Raw genomic sequence first — 24,654 nt, 5'->3', positions numbered from 1 at the left:
AGAGGTGCGGACAGCGGCCGGATGGCCCGCAAGGGGTCCGATGGTCCTCATGTGCCGGGCCCGCCCAGCCCAGGAGAGCGTGCGGCCTCCGTCGGCGGGCGGTGGCAACGGCGCCGCCGGACCGGCCGTGCTGTGGGCCGTGGCCCTTGAGGGAGTTGTGGCTCGGGGAGCTGCCGTCCTGCGGGTACTCGTCCGCAGAGGTTGGATGACCTGCACGGTGAGCTGCAGCCCCTGTCTCTCCTGGTACGACGAGGACAAGGACCCGCCGCAGCTCGACGAGGTCACCGACTGGCTGAGGTCGGACACGAAGGCGGCATGGGACCAGCTCAAGAGCTGATGTGCCCGCCGCGTCCGGGTGTCAGTAGCTGCTGCCGAGGGTCTGTGTCGTGTAGGCGCACTCCGTGTAGAGGTAGCCGGAGCGGAGCTTGGCGGTGTCGGAGGCGGGGGTCGCGGTGCTGTTGCCCCGCGGCTTGTGCACGAAGTAGGTGGTGCCGGGGGGCAGGCCGATCGTGCGCTGCGGGTAGTGCTTGCCGCTGTCGCTGCAGGGCTTGAATCCGATCGTGATCGAGCTGGCGAAGGAATAGGCCTTGCAGCTGCCGCACGCCTTGAGCGAGAAGCTGCCGGTGACCGGGCCGGTGTAGTAGACCGTGATGGGGTCGGGACTGTCGTTCTTGACCGTGACGGAGATGCTGCCGCCGGAGGCGGTGGTGGGCAGCCGCTTCCCGGCGGCCGGCAGCGTCTGGGCGACTTCGGCGGCGATGGAGATCTTCTTCGCGCGGGCCCGGTTCTTGTCGCTCTTGTTGTCGGCGACGAACCCGTCCATGGTCTTCTGCGCCGCCTCGAAGTCGCCGTCCTTGTACTGGTCGACTCCGCAGGCGTACTCCCCCGAGTCGGCGCTCCGGTCGGCCCGGTCGGCACTCTTGGACAGATCACCGGCGGCGTCACCCGCGCTCCCCGAGAGATCGGTGATCCGGGTGTTCAGGCTGCGCAGCTCCTCGACAGCGGCACAGGGGTCGGAGCCGCGTACGTTCTTCTCCGTACCGGCCACCGCGGAGTCGACGGCGGGCGCGACCTTCGTCGTCTGTTCGGACCGGGGGAATGTGCTCAGCAGTTCACCGAAGTGCGTGACCCAGTCCGCCTCACCGGACGACAGGCTGCTCGATCCGCACTCGTACAGCGAGGTGGCGAGCCGGTCCTCGGGCCACCGGGTCAGCGCGCCGAGTTCCTCCTTCGGCATGGTGCGCGGGACCGTACGCAGATACTTCAGCGGCGCGATCGCCTCGCAGTAGCGCTTGTGGCCGTAGGCCGCGCCGACCGTCGCGTAGTAGGTCTCCATGCTGTCGGGGACACGGCCGGCCGCGCGGGAGCCGGAATGGTGGGCCACGAGGTCCTCGTAGACGTCCAGGGCCGTGCGGTAGTCGGACTTCGCGCTCTCGAAGGACCGCCGGCCGCTCTCCGCCACCAGGTCGTCGGCCTTGTCGAGCCGGTCGAGAAGCTGCTGCTCGATCGCTTCCTGGCGGGCGTCGTCGTACAGGAGCGCGCCACCGACCGGCGCGGCGAGCAGAAGCACGCCCAGCAGCAGCGCGAGGGGCGGTCTTCCGGACCGGGCCAGTCTGGTGCGCAGTCCGGCGAACGCGCCGTGGACGGCGGCCAGCGCAAGGAACACGAGGTAGACCAAGAGCGCGAATCCCGGGACGCCGTCGGCGTCCGCGGGCAGGGCGACGAGCAGCAGGGCGGCCGTCGCCGCCCAGCACACGGCCATCAGGACCCAGCGACGGACGAGGGCGTATCCCAGGCCGAGGCCGCTGAGATTGAGCAGTGCGACCGCCGCCGCCCGCCGCCCGTCCGGCGGTGCGGGCGGCGGGCTCGAGGGCATGGGCGGTACAACGAATCCATGGCTGGGGCCGTACGGATCACCGGACATGAGGGCTCCCCCCGTCAACACGACCCATATGTCTGTGAGTTGGCAGTGTACGGGCAATGGTGGGGGCTTGACAGAGGTCGCCGGCTCCTCGGCGCAGCACGGTCGCGGGACGCGGTACGGCCGTCAGCACCGCGCAGACGACGCCCCTCGACGACACCATGACGTCGGCCACGAAACGCAGCCGCCCGACGCCGAGTCGGCGCAGACCGGCGCCGTGGACGGCGGCCACCACGAGGACCACCGCGAGCAGCAGCAACTGCCGCAGGGCCGTCGCGGGGCGCCGCTGCAGCCGGGGCAGTTCCAGGAAGGAGGCATGCAGCCGCTCGGTGGCCCGCCGGCGTCGGTATGCCACCGGCGGCCAACAGGCCGGCCGGCAGACGGGTGTGGTGCTGTTCCTCGGCTACGAACCGCCGCCCCGCGCCGGCGTATTCGGGGTGCCCGGCCGCCTCGGCCCTGGCAATGAGGTTGGCGCCGTCACCGTCCTAGGAGGACCGTACGTCGACGGCGCCGTTCCCGCGGGACCGCGGGTGGGCGTCAGCCGCCCAGTGCCGTCAGCACCACCGACTTGGCCTCCTCCTGCACCCGGGCGAGGTGGTCGGGCCCGAGGAACGACTCGGCGTAGATCTTGTAGACGTCCTCGGTGCCCGAAGGCCGCGCCGCGAACCAGGCGTTGGCGGTGGTCACCTTGATGCCGCCGATCGAAGCGCCGTTGCCGGGCGCCTCGGTGAGGACGGCGGTGACGTCCTCCCCCGCCAGGCTCTGCGCGGTGACCTGGGCCGGCGAGAGCTTCGCAAGGAGGGCCTTCTCCTCGCGCGAGGCCGGTGCGTCGATGCGCGCGTACGCGGGCCGGCCGAAGCGGTCGGTGAGTTCGGCGTAGTGCTCGGACGGCGTCCGGTCGGTGACGGCCGTGATCTCGGACGCGAGGAGCGCCAGGAGGATGCCGTCCTTGTCCGTCGTCCACACCGAACCGTCCCGGCGCAGGAAGGAGGCCCCGGCCGACTCCTCGCCGCCGAAGCCGAGCGACCCGTCGAGCAGCCCGTCGACGAACCACTTGAATCCCACGGGCACTTCGACCAGTTCACGGCCGAGGTCGGCGGCGACGCGGTCGATCATCGAGGACGACACCAGCGTCTTGCCGATCCCCGTGCCGGCGGGCCACTGCTCGCGGTGCTTGTAGAGGTAGGCGATGGCGACGGCGAGATAGTGGTTGGGGTTCATGAGACCCGCGTCCGGTGTGACGATGCCATGGCGGTCGGCGTCAGCGTCGTTGCCCGTGGCGATGCGGAAGCGGTCGCGCCGCTCGATGAGCGAGGCCATGGCGTACGGCGACGAGCAGTCCATGCGGATCTGGCCGTCCCAGTCCAGCGTCATGAACCGCCACGTGGGGTCGGTGTGCGGGTTGACCACCGTCAGGTCCAGGCCGTGCTGTTCGGCGATGCGGCCCCAGTAGGCGACGGACGCCCCGCCCAGCGGGTCGGCGCCGATCCGCACACCTGCCGCACGGATCGCGTCGACGTCCAGCACGCTCGGCAGGTCGGCGACATAGGCGCCGAGGAAGTCGTACCGCTCGGTCGTGGGTGCGGCGAGCGCACGCGTGTAGGTGATCCGCCGTACGTCCTTGAGACCGCCGGCGATGATCTGGTTGGCCCGGTCCTGGATCCAGGAGGTCGCCTCGGAGGCGGCCGGGCCGCCGTTCGGCGGGTTGTATTTGAAGCCGCCGTCGGCGGGCGGGTTGTGCGACGGGGTGACCACGACGCCGTCCGCGAGGCCGGTGCTGCGGCCCCGGTTGTGGGTGAGGATGGCGTGCGAGACCGCCGGGGTGGGGGTGTAGCCGTCCTCGCTGTCGATGAGCACGGTCACGTCGTTGGCGGCGAACACCTCCAGGGCGGTGACCTTCGCGGGCTCCGACAGCGCATGGGTGTCGGCTCCCAGGAACAGGGGCCCGTCGATGCCCTGGCTGTCGCGGTACTCGCAGATGGCCTGGCTGGTGGCGGCGATGTGGTCCTCGTTGAACGCGGTCGCCAGTGATGATCCGCGGTGTCCGGAGGTGCCGAACGCCACCCGCTGCCCGGGCTCGGCCGGGTCGGGGTGCAGTGCGTAGTACGCCGTGACCAGCCGGGCCACGTCGACAAGGTCCTCGGGACCGGCCGGCTTGCCCGCTCGCTCGTGCGGCATGGGTCCGCTCCTCCGCATCGGTTGATCCGTCGCTCGACGTCTCATCATTCCTCTTGACGGCCGGGGAACGCGAGTAGGCCACGACCTCAGCGCTCCGGTGCCGCGGCACGACCGTGTCGAGGCGCCGCCCATCCTGAAGCTGCGCACCCGAAACGGAGCCGGAACCGGGCTCTCACAGGGAACGCAACGCGGGATCCGCCGACCTCGGCCGCGGCGGGCCGTCCGCTCCCGCGCCGTTCGGCGTGGCGCCGCGGACCGCGAGGAGCGCTGCGCCCAGGTCCGCCGCCGTTCGCGGGTCCGAGAGGGAACGGCCGGTCAGTTCCTCGATACGGCGCAGCCGGTAGCGGACGGTGTTGGGGTGGACGAACAGGCTCCGGGCCGCATCGGCGGCGGAGCCGGCCGCGGCGAACCAGTGCTCCAGGGTCTCCAGCAGACGGGCACGTTCCGGGGCCGGGAGGTCGAGGACGGGGCTGAGGGTGACCGTCACCAGGTGGGCGGCTTCCGCCGGGGCGGCCGCGACGACCATCGCCAGGGGGTTGTCGTCGAAGCGCGCGACGCCCGGGCCGGTGCCCGGAAGGCCGGCCAGGGCCAACCGGGCGAAACGCAGGGCCTGCGGGGTGTCACGCAGTGAGTGGAAGCCGGGGCTGATGCCGACGCGGGCGTGTGCGCGGCGCAGGATGCGCAGACCGGTGCTCTCCGCCGTCGGCGTGGTCAGGGCGACCAGACCGATCTGCTGGTCGGGCAACAGCCGCCAGGCGGACGGGAGCTGTGCCTGGCGCAGCGCGGTCTCGATTCCGGCCAGCGGCTCCGTGCCCGGTGCCGTTGACTCGGCGGCGACCACGGCGTAGCGCCCGCGCTCGGGCAGGCCCAGTTCCCGGGCGGCCTCCCACAGCGTGGTGCGGTCGGCGATGGCGCCGGTGAACAGCGCTTCCACCAGTGCGGAGCGGCGGGCTTCGCGTTGCAGGGTCAGTTCGGCGGTGGTCTCCCGGTGGGCCTCCGCCACGGCCTCGGCATAGAGGCCGAACAGCGACCAGATCTCGGCGGAGCGGGCGACCAGCTCGGCGTCCGGGACCTCCGGATGGGTGCCGGCCTCCTTGACGATCTCCGACCACAGGAACTCGAAGCCGATCCGGTAGGCGTGCAGGGTGTCGGCGAGGGGCATGCCGTGCTCGGCGCGGATGCGGCCCGTCTCGCGGGCGGGGCCCGGGTCCGGGTTGCCCGCGCGGTGGAAGTGCCTGAGGACCAGGTCGGCGTTGGCCGTGCACGAGCGGCGCAGCGAGTCGAAGGGGATGAGCGATTCGTCCCTGTATGCGTCGACGTCGGAGCGTATGCGCTCCGCCAGCCGCTCGCCCAGTTCAGGAAGCCGCGCGTGGATCGCCGCGGCGACACCCGAGAAGTCCATCGGCGCAGTGTAACGCCCTGTTTTTGTTCCCGGGAACAACGCGGGAAAAGGGAAGCTGTCGTCCCTCCCATAGGTCGTCGCCTTCGGCGGCAGCACCATGTCGTCAACGTGAACGGCGGATTTCGACGGTGACATTCGTGGAGGCGGGGCATGCCCAATCTGGCGGAGTTCTTGGTGGGGACGGCGGAGCGGCAGCCGGAGCGTCCCGCGCTGCGTCTGGGAACGCAGGTCACCACCTACGCCGAACTGGACGAGCGCAGCGCCCGGGTCGCGGCGCTGCTGCGGGCCGAGGGTGTACGGCCGGGTGACCGGGTGGCTCTGATGCTGCCCAACGTGCCCGAGTTCGTCGTGCTGTACTACGGCGCGCTGCGCGCCGGGGCGATCGTCGTGCCGATGAACCCGCTGCTGAAGACCCGGGAGACCGAGTACCACCTGAACGACTCCGGGGCGGCGCTGCTGTTCGAGTGGCACCAGGCACCCGGCGAGGGCGCTCAGGGAGCGGCCGCGGCCGGGGTGCGGCACTTCGCGGTCGAGTCCTCCTCCTTCGCCGCGCTGCTGGCGGGCCAGGAGCCGCTGACCGAGGTGACGGAGACGGCCGCCGACGACGTGGCCGTACTGCTGTACACCTCCGGCACCACGGGACGGCCCAAGGGCGCTGCGCTCACCCATGGGAGCCTGCGGCACAACACCGAGGTCAACGCCGTCCGTGTGCAGCGCATCACGGCGGAGGACGTGGTCGTCGGCTGTCTGCCGCTGTTCCACATCTTCGGTCAGATCTGCACGATGAGCGTGTCCGTCCGCAGCGGCGCCTCGCTCACGCTGATCCCGCGTTTCGACCCGCAGACCGTGCTGGACGCGATCGCCCGTGACGGGGCCACGGTCTTCGAGGGCGTGCCGACGATGTACGCGGCGCTGCTGCAGCATCCGGCGGAGGCGGACGTGTCGACGCTGCGGATGTGCGTCTCCGGCGGAGCCTCACTGCCCGTGGAGGTGCTGCACGGCTTCGAGCGGCGCTTCGGCTGCATGGTGCTGGAGGGCTTCGGCATGTCCGAGACGAGCCCGGTCGTCTCCTTCAACCACCCCGACCGGCCGCGCAAGCCGGGCTCGGTCGGCACCCCGATCCAGGACGTGGAGGTCCGGCTGCTCGACGAGAAGGGCAAGGACGTGGGCCCCGGCGAGGTCGGCGAACTGGCCGTGCGCGGACCGAACGTGATGAAGGGTTACTGGAACCTGCCCGAGGAGACGGCGACGGCGATTCCGGACGGCTGGCTGCGTACCGGTGATCTCGCCCGGAAGGACGAGGACGGCTATCTGTACATCGTCGACCGCAAGAAGGACATGATCATCCGCGGTGGCTACAACGTCTACCCGCGTGAGATAGAGGAGATCCTGCACGAGCACCCGGCCGTCGCGCTGGCGGCCGTGGTGGGCCTGGCGCACGACCGGCTCGGCGAGGAGGTCGCGGCCGCGGTCGTACTGCGCAACGGCGCCGAGGCGACGCCCGACGAACTGCGGGAGTTCGTCAAGGACCGGGTGGCGGCCTACAAGTATCCGCGATCGGTCTGGCTCGTGGACGCGCTGCCGACGGGCCCCAGCGGCAAGATCCTCAAGCGGGAGATCACCGCGCCGACGGGGTGAGCGCCGGTCCCCGCACACCGAACGGCGCAACCCCCGCTCTGACCCGTCAGGGCGGGGGTTCCCGGCGTTCGCCGCGTTTCGCGTCGGCCTCCCCTGTGGCCTCGTCCGTCGGCGCGCGGCTCGGCGGGGTATCGGCAGCGGTCAGATGTTCGAGCACCTCGACGAGTTCCTGACAGGCTTGTTCCACGGACAGTCTGGTGTTGCGCTGCTCGGTGATCACTGCGGACAGGAGCAGGGCGGTCAGGGCCATGGTCCCGTTGAAGGCCTGGAGCTTCATCATCACTTCGACGGGGGTCAGCCGCGCGAACGGCCCGATGTGCTCCGTCGCCGCGATGGTGGCCAGGATGGAGGTGAGGAGGGCGCACAGCATGCTGCCCGCGAGCCGGAAGCGCAGCGCCGCCCAGACGAGGAGCGGATAGACCAGGAACAGCAGGCTGACGGAGCTGCGAGTGGCCAGCGGTACGAGACCGCAGGCGACCAGCGTGACGACCAGGGCCTCCTTCCACCGCGACATCCCCGGCGGCCAGGTCGTCCTGTGCAGCATCAGCAGGATCGGAGTGACGATCAGGACGCCCATCGCGTCGCCCACCCACCACGCGAGCCAGATGATCCCGCTGTCATGCGCGGGGAGCTTGCCCACCAGGACGAGGAGACCGACGCCGACGGTCGCACTGATCAGCATGGCGGCCAGCGCGCCGAGGAACACCAGCGCGAGGCCGTCCCGGAACCGGTTGAGGTCGGTCCGGAAGCCGACGTGGCGCAGCATGAGGTACGCGCACAGCGGTGCGACGGTGTTTCCCGCGACGATGCCGGCCGCGTCGGAGCCCGGCGGGCTGATGGAGGCGATGACGAGGAAGGCGCCGAGCGCGATGCCGGGCCAGATGCCCACGCCGAGGATCAGCAGACAGGCCACCGCGACGCCGGTCGGCGGCCAGATGGGGGTGACCACGGCTCTTTCGACGACGAGCTGGCGCAGGAGCCCGAGGCGCCCTGCCGCGTAGTAGCAGACAGCGACGGCCAGCACCTTGAGGACGTAGACGACCGGTCGGCGCAGCTCCTGGGTACCCACCACAGCAGCCATCAGACACCGACGCCGCGCGGTCGGCGAGGCGAGAAACACGGCGACCAAGCCCTATGGCTGAAGGCCGGGCCCGTCGTGGCCCACGACGAGTACGGCCGCGTCGTCCTCGTGCCCCACGAGCTCGGCGCCCTTGATCACGGCGGCGGCCAGCGATTCCGCGTCCAGACCCGCGACAGCGGCGCCACCGGCAAGCCGTACGACGTGGTCGAGCCCCTCGTCGACGCTCAGCCGAGGTCCCTCCACGACGCCGTCGGTGAGGAGGATGAAGACTCCGCCCGTGGTGAGGCGGAAGCGGGCCACCGGGTATTCCACGCCCTTCTCGATACCGAGCGGCGGTCCCCCGTCGTCCCCGGCGATCCCTGCCTGTCCGTCCGCCGTGGCCCAGACGAAGGGGATGTGGCCGGCCCGGGCGCTCTCCAGCACCCCGGTGGACGGGTCGAGCCGCACAAAGGTGCAGGTGGCGAACAGTTCGCTGCCCAGGGACAGGAGCAGGTCGTTCGTGCGGGTGAGGAGCTCGCCCGGCTCGCTCGTGACGGAGGCGAGCGCCCGCAGTCCCGCCCGGACCTGGCCCATGAAGGCGGCCGCCTCGATGTTGTGGCCCTGGACGTCACCGATGGACAGCCCGATGCGGCCGTCGGGCATCGCGAAGGCGTCGTACCAGTCGCCGCCCACGTTCAGGCCGTAGCAGGCGGGCGCGTACTGAACGGCCAGGTGGAAGCGGGGGGCGGTGGGCAGATCCCGGGGCAGCATGCCCCGTTGCAGGGCGATGGCCAGCTCGACCTGGGAGCGCTGCAGCTCCGCCCGCTCGCGCGCCTGCGCGGTGAGCGTCCGAAGTCTGACCAGCAGCTCGTCTCCGTCGGCCGTTGAGCGCTTGCGGGGCATGATCACTCCGGCGGGACACCAGTCCCTCGAGACAGCAGTCCCTCATGGATAAACCCCTTGATTTTACCTTTACAGATCGATATCGAAAATCAGGGGCGGAAAGGCCGATAACGGATCATGCGAACACGCGGGCAAGACCGGACAGCACCTCGGCCCTGCCGACCGGGTCCGTCCGGACCCCGATGTACCCGTCCGGACGGATCAGAACGGCGGCGGACCCCTCGGTGCGGTACGCGCGGCGGAACTCCGCTCCGTGGTCATGAATCACGGGCAGCAGCAGTCCGGACGCCTCGACGTCCGGGGCGAGCAGGCCGTAGCAGGTCAGCTCTCCCCGGGCCGCGTCCCGTGCCGCGTGGGCCAGTTCGTCGAAGGCCGTGAGCTGTTCAGCGGCGTCGGCGTAGAGCACCAGCACATGGTCGCGGTCGCGCAGCAGGTCGTACAGCCGCAGGGGATGGGCGGCGATCGGGTCCCGCAGTCCCCCGCAGTCGGGGGCGCGATCGCCCGGGGCCGGTCCGGGGTGGTCGGCCGCCGTCCCGACGAGGGGACCGCCCCGGTAGGAGATCAGCAACTGGGCCTCCCGCATCAGCACCGTGGCGAGGTCGTCCGGGTCCGACTGGACACCCTGGGCCGCGTGCCGCACCGTACGGCCCACGACCTCCTCGCCGACGGGTCTGCGCTCCGCGTCGTAACTGTCGAGCAGTGCGGTGTGTGCGATGTCCTTGACGGCGAGGGCGAGCTTCCAGGCGAGGTTGTGGGCGTCCTGGATGCCGGTGTTCATGCCTTGCGCACCGGTCGGCGGATGGATGTGCGCCGCGTCCCCGGCGACGAAGACCCGGCCGTCGGCGTAGCGGTCGACGATCCGGTGGCTGATGCGGAACACCGAGGACCAGCGCATCGCCCTGGCGACGGCCGGTCCGGGCGACAGCCGGTCGAGCACCTCCTGAATGTGCTCGATCCGGGGCAGCGGACCGCTGTCCAGGCCATGGGACACCCCGTCCGCCGGTGCCGGCTGCGGCTGCCCGCCTCCGGCGAGCTCGGGGGCGGCCAGCATCGACACCCGGTACCGGGAGCGCCCCGGCAAGGGGATGCAGACGAGGAGTGCGTCGACGGTCCCGTCGTCGCTCCGGTGCATGGCGCGCACGGTGTAGCCGGCCGGCAGGTCCCAGTCCAGCTCGACGTCCGCCAGCATGTACTCCTCGTGGAACGCGCCCCCCTCGGAGGACAGCCCCAGCTGCTTGCGTACGACGCTGTGCGCTCCGTCGCAGCCCACCAGGAACTGCGCCCGCACCTCCAGGTCCTCCCCCGCCGCGGTGGTCAGTCTGCTGGTGACCCCGTCCGCGTCCTGAGTGAAGGACACCAGTTCGGTCTCCCGCTCGATGCCCGTGCCGTGGCGGGACAGCCGTTCCTCGAGGATGCGCTCGGTCTCGTACTGCGGCAGCGCGGCGAAGCCGTAGGGCACCTGCGGCGGCAGCGCCAGCTCGACTCTTGCCTGCTCGGCTCCGTTGACGTACACGAGCTGTCCCCGCAGCGGCACCGCGGCGTCCAGCGCCGCTCGTACGACACCGGACCGCTCCCATATCTCCAGGGTTCTCGGTTGTACGCCCACCGCCTTGGCGTAGGGCAGGCGCTTCGGCAGGCGGTCGATCAGACGGCAGTCCACGCCTCGCCGTCGCAGTTCCAGCGCCGCGGTCAGACCCACCGGTCCCGCGCCCGCGACCAGGACTTGGGTGTCGGCCATGTGCGCTCCCCGACGGGGTCCTGATCCAGTTCCCTCCCATCGTCGGACACCGCAGGTCCGGCGGCCACCTGACGAATGCGCCGCGGCCGGCTCACGTCCGCGCGGAGCCCGTCCGGCGTGAGGTGCGCAGCGTGCCGACCGTCTTCAGCAGCCGGTCGGCCGGCTCCCGGAGCCGCGGATGGGCCAGCACCGTGTTCCGCAGCCCGCGCGCGGGCCGGCGCCACAGGCGGTACCCCGCCGCCACCGGGTGGGTCCGGGCCGCGAACCCTTCTCCCACGCGCAGCTCACGGGTCTTGAGCCAGTCCTTGTACTCCTTGTCGCCACGCCCCAGGTCAACCAGCGTCACTCCGTTGCGGGCCGCCGCCTCCGCCGTCCGCAGATGCATCATCAGGCCGGGCGAGTAGTAGTGGAGTTCGGGGTCGTACGCGGTGAACCAGGCGGCGAGTACCGTGCTCGAGCGCGGTCCGAAGTGCGCGGCCACCGGCCGGTCGCCGGCGTACAGCACGGACAGCACACCCGTGAAGTGCTCCTCGCGGACGTGGAACAGATGGTCCACCACATCGACGATCCACGGCCGGGCGAACCGGTCCATCCGTCCCGTCCTGCGGTACTGGGCGGACTTCCACCGCATGAGCGTGCGCAGCATCCGCGGGTCGCGCTCGTCGAACACGAACCGCACCTCGCCCACGTCGCGCCCGATACGGCGCTCCTTCTTCAGCGTCGTCTTGGCCAGCCCCGGGTAGGTCCCGCGCAGCCACTCCGCATAGCCGCCGTCGCCCGGCTTGACGTCGATCACCGGGGAGGCGAACAGACCGGTGACATGTCTCGCGAACGGTCTCTGCTCCTCCACGAGATGGTCGAACTCGAAAATGGACAGCCGGCAGGCCCGCAGCAGGTCCTGGGCGTCCCAGGTGACCCCGGGGCGGTGCACGAGGGCCTGACAGTCCGAAAGACCGAGTCCGATCGCCCGTCCGACACCCAACGCGTCACGCTCGTACGGGAAGAAGCCGACGGGCTCCCCTCCCTCGCGCAGGACCGCCACCCTCGCCCCGCCGCGGTGCCTGCCGATCCCGATCGCGAACTCCGGTGCCAGGAAGGGGTTGGCGTACTCCGGTGACTCGTCCATCGCCCGGTGCCAGTCCCGGCGCAGCGACTCGGTCAGCTCGCCCGGCCTGTGGATCGTGATGTCCACTCAGATCGACCGCCCTTCCGCAGCATCCGCGTGAGACGCGACTGTGGCGGCACGAGCCGGTCGGGCGTGTGGATCATGGCTGTTGGATCGCATCGGCGACCGCTCCCCCCTATGACGCGATGTCCGCGTCCTGCCACTTCTCTCTGCCACTTCGTTGGATCTCTGCTGATCCACGCGGTGTACGCGCTGGTTTTGCGATCGACGACCGAGATTCCGAATTGCCGGGCAAGGCTCAAACGTCGCGAAACAGTACGCACGCTGTCAAGGGTGCCTCCCGCAATGGGAGAATGCAGGGCGAATGACCGAGCCAGGTGAGGCCGCGGAGGCCGGGCGCAGGCGGATGCGTCAGGCCCTGGAGCGGGTCGACAGCGCCCGGCTGAAGGGTGTGGCGGGGCGCTCGAGGCGCTCGCCGTCCACGACGATGTCGACAACTTCGTTGTAGAAGGCCAGGAGTCCCTTGACCGCGGCCACCGCGGGAAGCGGATCCCGGTAGCTCCAGACGACGTTGGGCGGCACGTCGGCCTCGCCGCGCCAGGACCAGTACTCGGCCGTCCCCTTGTACGGGCAGCCGGTGCTGTGGTCGGTGGGGGCGAACAGGTCGAGACGGACGTCCTCGCGGGGGAGGTAGTAGCGGGTGGGCAGGCCCGTCTCGAACAGCAGTACCGGGCGGCGGGTGTCCGCCACGACCGTGCCGTCGATCTCGACCACGACATGGCGGCTGCTCGGCAGGGCGTCCACGCGCTTGTGCGGGTCGCGAGGGTGGATGAAGATCTCTTCCTCCTCCTCGTACCAGTGGTCGAGGCCGCGGCCGGTGCGCTCGAACCACTCGAAGGCGATGTGGCCGGCCAGGTCGGCCGCGGGGTACGTCCAGGCCGCGTTCTCCGTCCGGTCGCCGTCCACGTCGAGGTCGTAGAAGAGCCGCGATCCGCCGTGGGCGCCGGCGGGCGGGTTCTTCGCCGGGCGGAGCAGGTCTGTGCGGACCTCCTCGCGCGGGAAGGCGTACAGCGGCACGGGGAGGCCGGGCTCCCAGACCAGGACGGGGTGCCGGCTGTCCACGACGTTGACCTCACCCTTGTGGCCACGCACCCAGCGTTCGCTCGGTTCCCACAGAAGGCCCTCGGGCGTGGTCCGGACGGTTGCCGCGGTGCGGAGTGTGGTCATGGCCCGTTCTCCCTTCCGGTACTCCTGCAACGCACTCGACCGCCCGACACGTTCCCACCCATTGGGAATCCAATGGCAGGCATGTGATTCCTCATTGGAAACGTATGACATGCGGACCTACCTTCGAGGACATCGCCACACCGACGATCTGCGTCCGCAGGGTCAGGAGGCGCCCCAAGGCCCGCAGCTCTCTTGGAGAAACAGCATGTCGAAGATCCTCTTCGTGATGACCGGCGTCGACCACTGGACGCTCGCCGACGGAACCCGGCACCCCACGGGCTTCTGGGCCGAGGAGGCCGTCGCCCCGTACCGGGCGTTCAAGGCCGCCGGCCACGACATCGTCGTCGCGACGCCGGGCGGCGTGGTCCCCACCGTGGACAAGAGCAGCCTGGCCCCGGAGGTCAACGGCGGCCAGGAGGGCGCCGACGACATCGCGAACGGTCTCGCGGCGATGACCGAGCTGCAGCACCCGATCACGCTGGAGGCCGTCGACCTCGACGAGTACGCGGCCGTCTTCTACCCCGGCGGTCACGGCCCGATGGAGGACCTCGCCGTCGACGCCGCCTCCGGCCGGCTGCTCATCGACGCCCTCGGCTCGGGCAAACCGCTCGGCGTCGTCTGCCACGCCCCTGCCGCGCTGCTGGCCGCCGCCCTGGAGGACGGCTCCAACGCGTTCGCGGGATACGAGGTGGCCGCGTTCACCAACGCCGAGGAGACCCAGGCCGGTTTCGCCGACAAGGCGAAGTGGCTGCTGGAGACCCGGCTCGTCGAGGCCGGCGTGCACGTCCGTGCCGGCGAACCGTGGGCCCCCAACGTGGTCGTCGACCGGAACCTCGTCACCGGCCAGAACCCGTCCTCGTCCGCCCCGGCCGCGGTCGAGGTCCTCAAGCAGCTGGCCGGCTGAGCACCTGCTCACGGACTTGTTCGCCGAGGCCAAAACCATCGGCGATGCCGAGCCCGGCGACGCGGACGGCTCGCTTTGTCACTGCCGTGTCACAGGTGATCAACAGCGGAAACCCGCAGTCCAGGACCCCTGTCTACATGGGCGAGTGGCCGGCGACGGGCCGGCCCCGTGCAATCCGAATTCGGGGGGCGTCATGCAGTACGGAAGCAGCATCCGCAGAACGGCGATGGCGATGGCGGCGATCTCGGCCGCGCTGGTGGTGACCGCGTGCCAGAACGACAGCGACGATTCCGCGGCCAAGTCGCCGTCGCAGGCGCCGAGCAAGGCGGCGACCTCGTCCCCGGTGGCGGGCACCCCGGCCGCCAAGCCGTCCACCGCCGGCACGCCGAAGGCGCCCGCCGCGAGCGCTTCCACCGGATCGGGCTCGTCGGGCACGACGGCCAAGGCGTGCGCGGCGACCGCACTGAAGGTGACCGCCTCCCAGGCCGCCAACCGTCCCGTCGGCACGGGAACCGGAGCGGCGATCGTGGAGTTCACCAACGTCTCCGCACAGGCATGCGTCCTGCAGGGACATCCGACGGTGGCCGGGGCCGGCAACGGCTCGCCGGAGCGCAACAAGCCGCTGGCCGTCACCCCCACGGGCACTGCCGCGCCGGTGACGGTGGCGCCGGGCGCCAAGGCCTGGGTGAAGCTGACCTTCGTCCAGGTCCAGGGTGAGGCCGACGGCTACTGCAAGTCGGGCGCCGAGCCCGTCGTGTATCCGACGCTGGTGATCGGCCTGCCCGGCTCCGGGGCACAGCAAATCGCCCTGGACGACGGCGAGGTCGCCCAGTGCGACAACAAGGTCACCGTCACCGCGGTGTCGGCGGCGAAGCCTTCCTGAGCCGGACCGTGTCACCGGGCCGATCGCGTGTCGCGGTCGGCCCGGCCGCGTTCCGCGAAGGGGCCCTCGGAGGCGAAGGCCAGCCGGGCGAAGCGCTCGCCGATACGGCGGTGGCCGGCGGCATCCGGATGGAGCGCGTCGGGCAGCGGAAGCTCGGCGAAGTCGCTCCGGCCGTAGAGGTCACGGCCGTCCAGGTAGTGCAGATTCGGGTCCTCGGCCGCCCGCTGCTCCACGATCCGGGCCAATGCGTCCCGTACGACGCCCAGGGTCAGCTTCCCGCTCGCGCACTCCGCCGGATCGCCCGCGGCCCGGAACCGCAGCCGTCCGTCGCCGAGGGCGCTCAAGTCCGGGAGGCTGGGTCCCGGCGTGTCCTCGTGGATGGGGCACAGGATCGGTGAGACGACCAGCAGCGGCGCGGTGGGGTGGCCGTCCCTGATCGTGTCCAGGAAGCCATGGACGGCGGGAGTCAAGGCGCGCAGGCGCATCAGATCGGTGTTGACCAGGTTGATACCGATCTTGACGCTGATCAGATCCGCGGGGGTTTCCCGCATCGCGCGGGCGGTAAAGGGGTCGAGCAGGGCGCTGCCGCCCAGGCCCAGGTTGATCAGTTCCACCCCGCCGAGGGAGGCGGCGAGCGCGGGCCAGGTGGTGGTGGGGCTCGCCGCGTCGGAACCCTGGCTGATCGAACTCCCGTGATGCAGCCACACCTTGCGGCCCCGATCCGGCGCGGGCTCGATGGGGGCGTCGGTGCGCAGGGCGACGAGTTCGGTGGTCTCGTTGTGCGGAAGCCAGATCTCGACGTCCTTCTCTCCGTCACCCAGACCCGTGAAACGAAGGGTGCCGGGCGGGCCGGGCCGGGTCTCGGTGGCTCCGGTGCGCATGTCGATGGTCAGGGTGTTGCCGCCGGTCACACCCGACCGGCCGGCCAGGCGGCCGTCGACGAGCAGGTCGTAGACGCCGTCGGGGCGGGGCGGGGCGCCGGTGTAGATCCGCTTGGTGGGCAGCGTGTCCAGTTCGACCGCGGAGGCGCTGGTCCGGAAGACCAGCCGCACGCCGGAGGGCTGGGCCTCCGCCATGGCGAGCTGTTCGTCGGGGACCTGGGCGCGGGCCCTCGCAGGCAGCCGGTGCGGCAGCAGCCCGTGCGCGGTGCGTTCCACATCGAGGGCGCCGCGCAGGAGGCGTGCCGTGAGGGGCGTGGTGATCCAGTCGCGCTCGGTGGAGTGCATGACCTCGGCCTGTTGTCGTCGTACTCGGGTCGATCGGATGCGCCGCTGCGCCGTGGTCCGGGTCAGGCCCCGGGCCAGTTCCGCAGCAGGGCGTCCAGGGCGTCCAGGATCCGCGACCAGGTCTCCTGTGTGTCGGGGGCGCTATGGCTGAACCCCCCGCCCATCTCCAGGCTGACGTAGCCGTGGAAGACGCTGCCCAGCAGCCGGACCGCATGGGTCTGGTCCGGCTCCGTGAGCTCGTAGCCGCGCAGGATCGCGCGGGTCATCTGGGCGTGCCGGCCGCCCGCGCCCGCGGCCGCCGACTGCGGGTCGAGCCTGAACTGAGCCGCGGCGTAGCGTCCGGGATGCTCGCGGGCGTAGTCGCGGTAGACGTTCGCCAGTGCGGTCAGGGCGTCCTTGCCGGCCCGGCCGGCCACCGCGTTGGCGGCCCGGTCGGCGAGTTCCTCCAGGGCGAGCAGGGCGATCCTGGTCCTGAGGTCCTGGGAGTTCTTCAGGTGCGAGTAGAGGCTCGCGACCTTGACGTCGAACCGCCTGGCGACCGCCGAGACGGTCACCTGGTCGAAGCCGACCTCGTCGGCCAGCTCCGCGCCCGCCCGGGTCAGGCGTTCCGTGGTCAGTCCTGCGCGCGCCATAACCTTCCTCCCGCCAGACAGAAAGGATTATGCGTTTGCCTGCACCCTTTAGGCAAATTAGCGTGACCCTTATGAAACCACTGACCGAGCAAGAGATCCGTGCCGCGTTCGTCAACTGCACCAAGGGCGAGGCGAAGCGCCTGTCCGTCCCGCGCGACCTGGCCGAGCACCCCTGGGAAGACCTCGACTTCCTCGGCTGGCGAGATCCCCGTGCCCCCGACCGTGCCTACCTCGTCACCGAGCTCGACGGCCGCCCGAGGGCCCTGGTGCTGCGCGGCTCGGGCAACCCCGTCGCCGGGCAGACGAGGCGCAGTATGTGCTCGATGTGCCTGACCTCCCACACCGGTGGCGTCTCGCTGATGGTCGCGCCGAAGGCGGGGAAGGCCGGGCAGCAGGGCAACTCGGTCGGCGCCTACATATGCAGCGACCTCGCCTGCTCGCTGTATGTGCGGGGGAAGAAGGACGCGGGCGCCGGCGCCCGGCTCCATGAGTCGCTCACCCTGGAGGAGAAAATCCAGCGGACCGTGGCGAACCTCGCCGCGTTCATCGCCAAGGTGACCTCATGACCGCCGGGCGCCGGCGCCCCGACCGAGGCGGGAGACCTGGTGGTGGGTGACGTCGGTGCCGGTGGCGCACTGTCCGGGCCGCCCGTCCTCGCCGTGCGTTCCGTCGTCGTACCGGCGTGCCGCCGGGCGGGCCGCGGCCGCGCTCGCCGCCCTTCTGACCGTCGCCTCCTGGCGGCTGCAACCCGCGGCAGCGCCGACGGCATCCAGGGAGTCCGGTGACGAGGTCTCCGGTGGGCCGCGGCGCCTGGGTGCTGGTCGGTCCGGCAGCCGTCCCGTCCCCGGAGCGGTGGGACCGGCTCGGGCTGCGCCGGTCCCGCCCCGGCCCGCTGCTCCCCGCGCTCGCCATCCAGACGTTCGGTATCGCGCTCCCCGCCCTGCCCGGTGGCACGGCGGCCGCCCTGGTCTCGGCGCTCCTGTTCGGCGCGACGTTCATCGGCGTCAGCACCCTCGCCCTGGCGATCGGCGCCGACCTGCGGTTTCCCCGCTCCGTCGCGCGGCTCACCACCGGTTGGTCCGTCGGCCAGATGCTCGGACCCTGGCCGCAGCACCACTCCTGCGCCATGACTGCCGGCAGGCGCTGGTCCTGGCCTTCGTCGTGGTCCTCGCGGCCGCCGCGACCGCCGCCGTGCTGCGCATCGGCTTCCCGCACCACATGGTGGTGGTGGGACCTGCCGCACCGGTACGACGACCCGCTCCGGCAGACTGCTCGGCGACCGGTTGCCGACGACGCCTCTGACATGGAGTCCGACATGACCACTGCACGGGACCTGTTGATCACCGCCCTGAACGTCGCCTCCGACCGTCCCGTCGAGCAGGGCGACCTCTCGCTGGCCCTCGCCGGAGCCGAACTGATCGACCTCGTCGAGGCCCGGGCCGTCACCCTCGACGGCGACCGCGTCGTTCCCGGCGCGCCGCTGGACATGGCTGACCGTCTGCTGGACGACGCGGTGTCGTCGCTCAGCCGGCAGGAGCCGTACGAGTCCGTCGAGGACTGGCTGTGGCGCCGCGGGCGTGGGCTGTCGGCGGCCTATGTCTCCGCCCTGGAGGCGAAGGGCGAGCTCACCCGGCGACGCCGGAGCTGGTTCCCGCTGCGGAGCGACCGGACGGCACCGGCGGATTCACCGGAGCTCCACCACGCGACCGAGCGCCTGGCCTCGGGCGACCCCGTCCTGGTCGGCCTTGCGGCCGCCGTCGGCACCCACGACGAGCCGACCGAGAACCTCGAGGGCCTCACCGACGACGCGATCGTGACCGTGCTGGCCGCCGTCAACGACGCGGTGACGGAGCTGACGGCCGTACGGCAGCGACGCGAGATCGAGGACGCGGCCTTCGACAACATCTGGCGGGCCCCATGACGCGGACGCGGGCAGGGGGGCCGTCAGACGCGGACCACGGGCGCCCCTGCCGCCGGGGCGCCGAGCAGGGCCAGGCAGTTCGCCCACAGCGGGCCGAGCCGTCCGGTGTTGTTGTAGAGCTTGGCGAACAGCACCTGCCCCTCCAACTGGGCGACCACGGACCGCGCGGCCTCCCGGGTGTCGGTCACGGTGACCTCGCCCCGTCCGAGGGCCTCGGTGATCACCCCGTCGACCATCTCGACCTGTGCGTCGAAGATCTGCTGCAGCCGTGCACGGATGGCCTCGGTGTGGTTGCTCATCTCCAGCGAGAGGTTCCCGAACAGACAGCCCGACACGGTCCCGCAGCTCTGCTGCCCCGCGCGCTGTTCGGCCTCCGTCTCCTCGAACAGCAGGCGCAGCCGGTGCAGCGGCTCCGCCTCGCTGGTCAGAACGCGCGTCCAGTCGCGTCGCTGGGCGGCCCAGTGCTCGTCGATGACGGTCAGAGCGAGGGCTTCCTTGGACTCGAAGAAGTAGTAGAAGCTCCCCTTGGGCACACCGGCGGTCTTGCAGATCTCGGCCACCCCCAGGGCGGAATAGCCACGCAGCTCGATGAGCGATTGCGCGGCGCTGAGGATCTTCCCCCTGGCGTCGCTGGTGCGTCCCATGGTGCGAGTGTACGACCGGTCGACTATGTGCCGGTGCGAGCGCGGGCCTGTCGAGCGGATGGGGGGGGTGCGGTCGGGCCACTGGCCGGCCGCCAGCTCCGCCGGCGTCCTCGAAGGCGAGGGTATGACTGCCGAAGGGCGGCGTGAGCGCCGGCCTGCGATCTACGTGAGCGCCGGCCTGCGATCTAGATGGGCATCGAGGCGCGCCGCTCCAGCGTCTTCAGGACCGTCTGACCCCATTTCACGTTCGCCCGCTCCAGGGCCAGACCGCCCAGCAGGGTCAGGTACGGGCCGACGCGCTCTGCCGTGACGAGGTACTCCTCCTCGGTGCGGCCGGCCAGCAGACGTTCCCGCATGCGTTCGAAGCGGGCCAGCTTGGCGGCCGACCGCTCCACCCGCTCGGTGATCCCGGCCCGTACGGCCGCCAGGTCGCCGACGTCGACGCACTGGACCTTGACCATCAACTCGTCCCTGATGGCCATGGGTTTGCTGGAGGGTTCGGCAGTGTAGGCACGCACGGCTTCACGGCCGGCCCCGGTGAGGGAGAAGAGCCGCTTGTTCGGCCTGCGCTCCTGGTGGACCAGGCGCGCGCAGACCAGGCCCTCGCTCTCCATGCGCTCGAGTTCCCGGTAGATCTGCTGCGGTGTGGCCATCCAGAAGTTGGCGACCGAGGCCTCGAACCCCTTCGCGAGGTCGTATCCGGACGCCTCGCCCTCCAGGAGTGCCGCCATCACCGCATTGCGCAGAGCCATGAACTCAACCTAACAGCTCGTTGATCACTGATTGAGGGGAGTTGTCCGGGGCTCGGTCAGGAGGGTTCCTCGGCGAGCGCGGCCACCGGGAGCAGCGCGGGTCGCTTGGCCCTGCGGCCGTCGCCGGACGAGCGGCCCCGGATCCGGCGGACGAGCCAGGGCCCCAGGAAGGAGCCGGCCCAGCGGAGTTCGGCGCCCGCGGCCCGCAGCGCCGAGGGCGTCCGCCCGTGGGGAAGGGGTCGCGTCCAACTGTCGTCGCTGCCCGGCAGTTCGAGGGCGTGGGCCATCGCGGCCGCGATGCGTTCATGGCCGAGGGGGCTTGCGTGCAGCCGGTCGGGGCTCCACAGCCGGGGATCGGTCACCACCGCATGGTGGGAAGTCTCCGCCACCACGACGCCGTGGCGCCCGGCGGCTTCCCGGATGCGGTCGTTGAGGGCGAGCACCCGGTGGGCGAGGGGGCGGGCCAGCGGGGTGATGCGGGAGACGTCGGGGAAGGTGAGCGTCGCCACGCGGGCGCCCTGTCCCCTCAGCGCGGCATACATCGCCTCCAGGTGGGCGGCCACCTCGTCGGCGTCGAAGCGGGGACGCAGCACGTCGTTCACTCCGGCGACCACGGTCGCGAGGTCCGGCCGCATCGCGAGCGCCGGGGCGAGCTGTTCGGCCCGCACCTGCCCGGCCAGGCGGCCGCGTACGGCGAGGTTGGCGTAGAGCAGATCAGGATTTCCGCCGGCGATCAGCTCGGCCAGGCGGTCGGCCCACCCTCGCAGACCACCGATGTCGTCCCCGTCACCGAGGCCTTCGGTCTGGCTGTCGCCCAGGGCGACGTAGCGCGGATACTCCCCGACCGGCACCGGGCGACCGCCTTCCCACGCCTTAATCACTTCGGCACCTATGTGCACAGTTGACTATAGCAGGGGTGCGCAGATCGGCGGCCGGACCGATTCCTCCGGTCCGGCCGCCGGGGCGCCGGGGCGAGCGGGTCAGGAGAGTTCGACCAGCAGGTCGCCGCCTTCCACCTGCTGGATCCGGTTGATGGCCAGCCGCGACACCGTGCCGCCCTTCGGGGCGGTGATCGTGGCCTCCATCTTCATCGCCTCGATGGTGGCGACGGTGGCACCCGCCTGCACCTCGTCGCCCTCGGCGACCGCGAGGGTCACCACACCGGCGAACGGTGCCGCCACATGGCCCGGGTTGGCCCGGTCGGCCTTCTCGGTGACCGGTACGTCGGAGGCCGCCGCGTTGTCGCGCACCTGGATCGGCCGGAGCTGGCCGTTGAGGGTCGACATCACGGTGCGCATACCGCGCTCGTCGGCCTCGCCGATGGCCTGGAGCTCGATCAGGAGCCGTACGCCCGGCTCCAGGTCGACGGCGTACTCCTTGGCGGGACGCAGACCGTAGAAGAAGTCCTTGCTGTCCAGGACGCTGGTGTCGCCGTACGCCTGGCGGTGGGTGTCGAAGTCGCGCGTCGGGCCGGGGAACAGCAGCCTGTTGAGGGTCGCGCGCGGCGACTTCTCCAGGCCCTCGCGGTCCTCGGCCGCCAGCTCCTGCACCGGCTTGGCGTCGGCGCGCCCCTGGAGCGCCTTGGTGCGGAACGGCTCGGGCCAGCCGCCGGGCGGGGTGCCCAGCTCGCCGCGCAGGAAGCCGATCACGGAGTCGGGGATGTCGTACTTGTCGGGCGTCGTCTCGAAGTCCTCCGGCTTCACTCCCGCGCCGACCAGGTGCAGCGCGAGGTCACCGACCACCTTCGACGACGGGGTGACCTTCACCAGGCGGCCCAGGATCCGGTCGGCGGCGGCGTACATCGCCTCGATGTCCTCGAAGCGGTCGCCGAGGCCCAGGGCGACCGCCTGGGTACGCAGGTTGGACAGCTGGCCGCCGGGGATCTCGTGGTGGTAGACGCGTCCGGTCGGGGAGGCGAGGCCCGCCTCGAACGGCGCGTAGATGCGGCGGACGCTCTCCCAGTACGGCTCCAGGTCGCCGACCGCCTGCAGGTCGAGGCCGGTGGGCCGCTCGGAGTGGTCGGTCGCGGCCACGAGCGCCGACAGCGACGGCTGCGAGGTCGTCCCGGCCATCGAGGCCACCGCCCCGTCCACCGCGTCCGCGCCCGCCTGGATCGCGGCGAGGTAGGTGGCCAGCTGGCCGCCCGCGGTGTCGTGGGTGTGCAGGTGCACCGGCAGGTCGAACTCCCGGCGCAGCGCCGAGACGAGCTTGGCCGCGGCCGGGGCACGCAGCAGCCCGGCCATGTCCTTGACGGCCAGGACGTGGGCGCCCGCCGCCACGATCTGCTCGGCCAGGCGGAGGTAGTAGTCCAGGGTGTACAGGCGCTCGTTCGGGTCGGACAGGTCGGAGGTGTAGCAGAGGGCGACCTCGGCGACGGCCGTGCCGGTCTCCCGTACGGCGTCGATGGCGGGCCGCATCTGGCCGACGTCGTTGAGGGCGTCGAAGATCCGGAAGATGTCGATGCCGGTGGCCGCGGCCTCCTGGACGAAGGCGTCGGTCACCTCGGTCGGGTACGGCGTGTAGCCGACGGTGTTGCGGCCGCGCAGCAGCATCTGCAGACAGATGTTGGGGACGGCCTCGCGCAGGGCGGCCAGCCGCTCCCAGGGGTCCTCGGCGAGGAAGCGCAGGGCGACGTCGTAGGTGGCGCCGCCCCAGCACTCCAGGGACAGCAGCTCGGGCAGGGTCCGCGCGACGACCGGGGCGACGGCGAGCAGGTCCTTGGTCCGCACCCGGGTGGCGAGCAGCGACTGGTGGGCGTCGCGGAAGGTGGTGTCGGTGACTCCGATGGTCGGCGACTCGCGCAGCCAGCGGGCGAAGCCCTCCGGGCCGAGGTCGACGAGGCGCTGCCGGGAGCCCGCGGGCGGCTCACCGGCGTGCAGCGGCGGCAGCTTGGTGAGCGGGTCGAGCAGCTCGGGACGCTCGCCGTGCGGCTTGTTCACCGTGACGTCGGCGAGGTAGGTGAGCAGCTTGGTGCCGCGGTCCGCGGAGGATCGGGCGGTGAGCAGGTGCTGCCGCTGTTCGATGAACGATGTCGTGACCCGCCCGGCCTGGAAGTCCGGGTCGTCGAGGACGGCCTGCAGGAACGGGATGTTCGTGGCCACACCGCGGATGCGGAACTCGGCGACGGCACGCCGGGCCCGGCCGATCGCGGCCTTCAAGTCCCGTCCCCGGCAGGTGAGTTTCACCAGCATCGAGTCGAAGTGCGCGCTGATCTCCGTACCCGCGTGCGTGGTGCCGCCGTCGAGGCGGATGCCCGAACCGCCGGGCGAGCGGTAGGCGCTGATGCGGCCGGTGTCCGGGCGGAAGCCGTTGGCCGGGTCCTCGGTGGTGATACGGCACTGCAGCGCGGCTCCACGCAGGGTCACGGTCTCCTGCGACAGCCCGAGGTCGGCCAGCGTCTCACCGGAGGCGATGCGCAACTGAGCCTGCACCAGGTCGACATCGGTGACCTCCTCGGTCACCGTGTGCTCGACCTGGATGCGCGGGTTCATCTCGATGAAGACGTGGTTGCCGTCCCGGTCGAGCAGGAACTCCACGGTGCCCGCGTTGCGGTAGCCGATCTCGCGGGCGAAGCGCACCGCGTCGGCGCAGATCCGGTCGCGCAGCTCCGGGTCGAGGTTGGGTGCGGGGGCCAGCTCGATCACCTTCTGGTGACGGCGCTGGAGCGAACAGTCGCGCTCGAACAGGTGGATGACGTTGCCGTCCCCGTCGGCGAGGATCTGCACCTCGATGTGGCGGGGCTCCACGACGGCCTTCTCCAGGAAGACGGTCGGGTCACCGAACGCGGAGGCCGCCTCACGCGACGCCGCCTCGATGGACTCGCGCAGCTGGGCGGGGTCCTCGACACGGCGCATACCGCGTCCGCCGCCGCCGGCGACCGCCTTCACGAACACCGGGAAACCGATGTCCTCGGCGGCGCGCACCAGTTCGTCGACGTCGTTGGAGGGGGCGGAGGAGCCGAGCACCGGCACGCCGGCCGCGCGGGCGGCGGCCACCGCGCGGGCCTTGTTCCCGGTGAGCTCCAACGTCTGGGCGCTCGGCCCGACGAACGTGATGCCCGCCTCCTCGCAGGCGCGGGCCAGTTCGGGGTTCTCGGACAGGAAGCCGTAGCCCGGGTAGACAGCGTCCGCTCCCGCCCGGCGGGCGGCGCCGACGATTTCCTCGACGGAGAGGTACGCCCGCACGGGATGGCCCGGTTCCCCGATCTCATAGGCCTCGTCGGCCTTCAGCCGGTGCAGCGAATTGCGGTCCTCGTAGGGGAAGACGGCTACCGTCCGCGCCCCCAGCTCATAACCTGCGCGGAACGCGCGAATCGCGATCTCGCCACGGTTGGCGACCAGCACCTTGCGGAACATTCTCGATCCCTTCAGCCTGCCGGCGACGAACACCATGGTGTCGGCCATCCCCTTGCCGTGCCACGCGGCCACGTTAGGGGTGTGCCCGTGGCTCGCTGAAGGCGGGAAACATCACATTGACATCGCGGCCGGGGTCGGGAGGGT

At 71.3% G+C, this 24,654-nt stretch carries 20 protein-coding genes and 1 pseudogene; 6 read left to right on the top strand and 15 right to left on the bottom strand.

Annotated elements, in window-relative coordinates:
- The first annotated feature begins 205 nt into the window (after positions 1-205).
- Complete coding sequence (locus tag Q8A52_RS40670) at positions 206-337, top strand: hypothetical protein (RefSeq protein WP_316761541.1); 132 nt, start codon at positions 206-208, stop codon at positions 335-337.
- Positions 338-358: 21 nt separating this feature from the next.
- Here Q8A52_RS40670 and Q8A52_RS40665 read toward each other — a convergent pair whose 3' ends face one another.
- The 4 genes and pseudogenes from Q8A52_RS40665 to Q8A52_RS40650 all read right to left on the bottom strand — a co-directional run bounded on the left by Q8A52_RS40665 (position 359) and on the right by Q8A52_RS40650 (position 5,501).
- A complete protein-coding gene (locus Q8A52_RS40665; RefSeq protein WP_316761539.1) occupies positions 359-1,924 on the bottom strand; it encodes a hypothetical protein in 1,566 nt (521 codons plus the stop codon).
- 85 nt (positions 1,925-2,009) lie between these two features.
- Positions 2,010-2,406, bottom strand: a pseudogene (locus Q8A52_RS40660) (hypothetical protein); the annotation flags it as partial.
- A gap of 52 nt (positions 2,407-2,458) precedes the next feature.
- A complete protein-coding gene (pgm, locus tag Q8A52_RS40655) occupies positions 2,459-4,099 on the bottom strand; it encodes a phosphoglucomutase (alpha-D-glucose-1,6-bisphosphate-dependent) (protein WP_316761537.1) in 1,641 nt (546 codons plus the stop codon).
- A gap of 172 nt (positions 4,100-4,271) precedes the next feature.
- A complete protein-coding gene (locus Q8A52_RS40650) occupies positions 4,272-5,501 on the bottom strand; it encodes a PucR family transcriptional regulator (protein WP_316761535.1) in 1,230 nt (409 codons plus the stop codon).
- Positions 5,502-5,651: 150 nt separating this feature from the next.
- Here Q8A52_RS40650 and Q8A52_RS40645 point away from each other — a divergent pair, with 150 nt between their 5' ends.
- Positions 5,652-7,139 carry a long-chain-fatty-acid--CoA ligase gene (locus Q8A52_RS40645; RefSeq protein WP_316761533.1) on the top strand — a complete coding sequence of 496 codons (1,488 nt, stop codon included), beginning with the start codon at positions 5,652-5,654 and terminating at the stop codon, positions 7,137-7,139.
- 46 nt (positions 7,140-7,185) lie between these two features.
- Here Q8A52_RS40645 and Q8A52_RS40640 read toward each other — a convergent pair whose 3' ends face one another.
- The 5 genes from Q8A52_RS40640 to Q8A52_RS40620 form a co-directional block, all read right to left on the bottom strand.
- Positions 7,186-8,211 carry an MASE1 domain-containing protein gene (locus tag Q8A52_RS40640; RefSeq protein WP_316761530.1) on the bottom strand — a complete coding sequence of 342 codons (1,026 nt, stop codon included), beginning with the start codon at positions 8,209-8,211 and terminating at the stop codon, positions 7,186-7,188.
- Positions 8,212-8,271: 60 nt separating this feature from the next.
- Positions 8,272-9,102: a PP2C family protein-serine/threonine phosphatase gene (locus Q8A52_RS40635; RefSeq protein ID WP_316761527.1), complete on the bottom strand. Its 831-nt coding sequence runs from the start codon at positions 9,100-9,102 to the stop codon at positions 8,272-8,274.
- A 115-nt stretch (positions 9,103-9,217) separates the two neighbouring features.
- Complete coding sequence (locus Q8A52_RS40630) at positions 9,218-10,840, bottom strand: FAD-dependent monooxygenase (RefSeq protein WP_316761525.1); 1,623 nt, start codon at positions 10,838-10,840, stop codon at positions 9,218-9,220.
- A gap of 91 nt (positions 10,841-10,931) precedes the next feature.
- The gene (locus tag Q8A52_RS40625) at positions 10,932-12,032 is read right to left on the bottom strand and encodes a GNAT family N-acetyltransferase (RefSeq protein WP_316761523.1); all 1,101 of its coding nucleotides are present in this window, start codon (positions 12,030-12,032) and stop codon (positions 10,932-10,934) included.
- 345 nt (positions 12,033-12,377) lie between these two features.
- The gene (locus Q8A52_RS40620) at positions 12,378-13,193 is read right to left on the bottom strand and encodes a DUF427 domain-containing protein (protein ID WP_316761520.1); all 816 of its coding nucleotides are present in this window, start codon (positions 13,191-13,193) and stop codon (positions 12,378-12,380) included.
- A 205-nt stretch (positions 13,194-13,398) separates the two neighbouring features.
- Between Q8A52_RS40620 and Q8A52_RS40615 the strand changes: the two genes are divergently transcribed.
- Together Q8A52_RS40615 and Q8A52_RS40610 are read left to right on the top strand one after the other, a co-directional pair.
- Positions 13,399-14,097, top strand: a complete 699-nt coding sequence (locus tag Q8A52_RS40615; RefSeq protein ID WP_316761517.1) for a type 1 glutamine amidotransferase domain-containing protein — start codon at positions 13,399-13,401, stop codon at positions 14,095-14,097.
- A gap of 193 nt (positions 14,098-14,290) precedes the next feature.
- The gene (locus Q8A52_RS40610) at positions 14,291-14,980 is read left to right on the top strand and encodes a DUF4232 domain-containing protein (protein ID WP_316761514.1); all 690 of its coding nucleotides are present in this window, start codon (positions 14,291-14,293) and stop codon (positions 14,978-14,980) included.
- An 11-nt stretch (positions 14,981-14,991) separates the two neighbouring features.
- On the opposite strand, the gene Q8A52_RS40605 is transcribed toward Q8A52_RS40610, so the two are convergent.
- Complete coding sequence (locus Q8A52_RS40605) at positions 14,992-16,206, bottom strand: GDSL-type esterase/lipase family protein (RefSeq protein ID WP_316761510.1); 1,215 nt, start codon at positions 16,204-16,206, stop codon at positions 14,992-14,994.
- A gap of 62 nt (positions 16,207-16,268) precedes the next feature.
- Positions 16,269-16,838 (bottom strand): TetR/AcrR family transcriptional regulator, encoded by a 570-nt coding sequence (locus tag Q8A52_RS40600; RefSeq protein ID WP_316761508.1) that lies wholly within the window; start codon positions 16,836-16,838, stop codon positions 16,269-16,271.
- Between the two features lie 71 nt (positions 16,839-16,909).
- Here Q8A52_RS40600 and Q8A52_RS40595 point away from each other — a divergent pair, with 71 nt between their 5' ends.
- Positions 16,910-17,404, top strand: coding sequence for an FBP domain-containing protein (locus tag Q8A52_RS40595; RefSeq protein ID WP_316761506.1), 495 nt, complete (start codon positions 16,910-16,912; stop codon positions 17,402-17,404).
- 215 nt (positions 17,405-17,619) lie between these two features.
- Positions 17,620-18,759, top strand: a complete 1,140-nt coding sequence (locus tag Q8A52_RS40590; RefSeq protein WP_316761502.1) for a YbfB/YjiJ family MFS transporter — start codon at positions 17,620-17,622, stop codon at positions 18,757-18,759.
- A 23-nt stretch (positions 18,760-18,782) separates the two neighbouring features.
- Here the strand turns inward: Q8A52_RS40590 and Q8A52_RS40585 are convergent, their stop codons facing one another.
- The 4 genes from Q8A52_RS40585 to Q8A52_RS40570 form a co-directional block, all read right to left on the bottom strand.
- Entirely contained in the window at positions 18,783-19,403 is a 621-nt protein-coding gene (locus Q8A52_RS40585) for a TetR/AcrR family transcriptional regulator (protein ID WP_316761501.1), read from the bottom strand.
- Between the two features lie 185 nt (positions 19,404-19,588).
- Positions 19,589-20,155 carry a PadR family transcriptional regulator gene (locus tag Q8A52_RS40580; protein WP_316761498.1) on the bottom strand — a complete coding sequence of 189 codons (567 nt, stop codon included), beginning with the start codon at positions 20,153-20,155 and terminating at the stop codon, positions 19,589-19,591.
- A 56-nt stretch (positions 20,156-20,211) separates the two neighbouring features.
- On the bottom strand, positions 20,212-21,006 hold the full coding sequence (locus tag Q8A52_RS40575; RefSeq protein WP_316761496.1) for an SGNH/GDSL hydrolase family protein: 795 nt from the start codon (positions 21,004-21,006) through the stop codon (positions 20,212-20,214).
- Between the two features lie 129 nt (positions 21,007-21,135).
- Complete coding sequence (locus Q8A52_RS40570) at positions 21,136-24,510, bottom strand: pyruvate carboxylase (protein WP_316761577.1); 3,375 nt, start codon at positions 24,508-24,510, stop codon at positions 21,136-21,138.
- Positions 24,511-24,654 lie beyond the last annotated feature (144 nt).

The organism is Streptomyces herbicida, from assembly GCF_032656585.1.
GTDB classification, from domain to species: Bacteria; Actinomycetota; Actinomycetes; order Streptomycetales; family Streptomycetaceae; genus Streptomyces; species Streptomyces herbicida.
Note: the sequence above shows the minus strand (reverse complement) of the source record. Positions and strands in the feature narration are given on the sequence as shown.

What these genes read in the sequence shown, in the direction of transcription:
- Q8A52_RS40670 (WP_316761541.1), top strand. Translation starts at nt 206, where the DNA reads ATGACCTGCACGGTGAGCTGCAGCCCCTGTCTCTCCTGGTACGACGAG.
- Q8A52_RS40665 (WP_316761539.1), bottom strand. Translation starts at nt 1,924, where the DNA reads ATGTCCGGTGATCCGTACGGCCCCAGCCATGGATTCGTTGTACCGCCC.
- pgm (WP_316761537.1), bottom strand. Translation starts at nt 4,099, where the DNA reads ATGCCGCACGAGCGAGCGGGCAAGCCGGCCGGTCCCGAGGACCTTGTC.
- Q8A52_RS40650 (WP_316761535.1), bottom strand. Translation starts at nt 5,501, where the DNA reads ATGGACTTCTCGGGTGTCGCCGCGGCGATCCACGCGCGGCTTCCTGAA.
- Q8A52_RS40645 (WP_316761533.1), top strand. Translation starts at nt 5,652, where the DNA reads ATGCCCAATCTGGCGGAGTTCTTGGTGGGGACGGCGGAGCGGCAGCCG.
- Q8A52_RS40635 (WP_316761527.1), bottom strand. Translation starts at nt 9,102, where the DNA reads ATGCCCCGCAAGCGCTCAACGGCCGACGGAGACGAGCTGCTGGTCAGA.
- Q8A52_RS40630 (WP_316761525.1), bottom strand. Translation starts at nt 10,840, where the DNA reads ATGGCCGACACCCAAGTCCTGGTCGCGGGCGCGGGACCGGTGGGTCTG.
- Q8A52_RS40620 (WP_316761520.1), bottom strand. Translation starts at nt 13,193, where the DNA reads ATGACCACACTCCGCACCGCGGCAACCGTCCGGACCACGCCCGAGGGC.
- Q8A52_RS40615 (WP_316761517.1), top strand. Translation starts at nt 13,399, where the DNA reads ATGTCGAAGATCCTCTTCGTGATGACCGGCGTCGACCACTGGACGCTC.
- Q8A52_RS40610 (WP_316761514.1), top strand. Translation starts at nt 14,291, where the DNA reads ATGCAGTACGGAAGCAGCATCCGCAGAACGGCGATGGCGATGGCGGCG.
- Q8A52_RS40605 (WP_316761510.1), bottom strand. Translation starts at nt 16,206, where the DNA reads ATGCACTCCACCGAGCGCGACTGGATCACCACGCCCCTCACGGCACGC.
- Q8A52_RS40600 (WP_316761508.1), bottom strand. Translation starts at nt 16,838, where the DNA reads ATGGCGCGCGCAGGACTGACCACGGAACGCCTGACCCGGGCGGGCGCG.
- Q8A52_RS40595 (WP_316761506.1), top strand. Translation starts at nt 16,910, where the DNA reads ATGAAACCACTGACCGAGCAAGAGATCCGTGCCGCGTTCGTCAACTGC.
- Q8A52_RS40585 (WP_316761501.1), bottom strand. Translation starts at nt 19,403, where the DNA reads ATGGGACGCACCAGCGACGCCAGGGGGAAGATCCTCAGCGCCGCGCAA.
- Q8A52_RS40580 (WP_316761498.1), bottom strand. Translation starts at nt 20,155, where the DNA reads ATGGCTCTGCGCAATGCGGTGATGGCGGCACTCCTGGAGGGCGAGGCG.
- Q8A52_RS40570 (WP_316761577.1), bottom strand. Translation starts at nt 24,510, where the DNA reads ATGTTCCGCAAGGTGCTGGTCGCCAACCGTGGCGAGATCGCGATTCGC.